The organism is Streptomyces alanosinicus, assembly GCF_014650595.1.
Classification (GTDB): domain Bacteria; phylum Actinomycetota; class Actinomycetes; order Streptomycetales; family Streptomycetaceae; genus Streptomyces; species Streptomyces alanosinicus.
Genome location: NZ_BMVG01000157.1, coordinates 1 through 799 on the forward strand (window position 1 = coordinate 1; position 799 = coordinate 799).

At 70.3% G+C, this 799-nt stretch carries 1 pseudogene; it reads right to left on the bottom strand.

Annotation, left to right across the window (positions count from 1 at the left end):
- Positions 1–799, bottom strand: a pseudogene (locus tag IE277_RS46765) (2-oxoacid:acceptor oxidoreductase subunit alpha); the annotation flags it as partial.

The following is a 799-nucleotide window of genomic DNA, read 5'->3' on the forward strand; positions in this document are numbered from 1 at the left end:
CCAGAACACCTCGCTGCCGTCGTCCAGGGTGTGGTTGGGGCCGGTCGCGAACCGGACCCGCAGATCGGGCAGTTCCTCCAGGTCCGGGATCCGCCAGGGCTCCGAACCGTTGGCCAGATAGCCGTCGGAGAGCAGCATCACCGGCGTGCGGTAGGCGAGCGCGATCCGCGCCGCCTCCAACGCGGCGTCGAAGCAGTCCCCCGGGGTTTTGGGGGCGACGACGGGGACCGGGGCCTCGCCGTTGCGGCCGAACATCGCCTGCAGCAGATCGGCCTGCTCGGTCTTGGTCGGCAGCCCCGTGGAGGGGCCGCCGCGCTGGATGTCGACGACCAGCAGCGGCAGCTCCAGGGAGACCGCCAGACCGATCGTCTCGGACTTGAGGGCCACACCGGGGCCGGAGGTGGTGGTCACCGCGAGGGAGCCGCCGAAGGCCGCGCCCAGAGCGGCACCGATACCGGCGATCTCGTCCTCGGCCTGGAAGGTCCGCACACCGAAGTTCTTGTGCCGGCTCAGCTCGTGCAGGATGTCGGAGGCCGGGGTGATCGGGTAGGAGCCCAGAAACAGTGGCAGGTCGGCCTGGCGGGAGGCGGCGATCAGGCCGTAGGCCAGGGCCAGGTTCCCGGAGATGTTGCGGTAGGTACCCACCGGGAAGGCCTTGGCGGCCGGGGCGACCTCGTAGGAGACCGCGAAGTCCTCCGTCGTCTCACCGAAGTTCCAGCCCGCCCGGAACGCCGCGATGTTCGCCGCCATGATCTCCGGCTTCTTCGCGAACTTCGACCCCAGGAACCGCTCCGTCCCC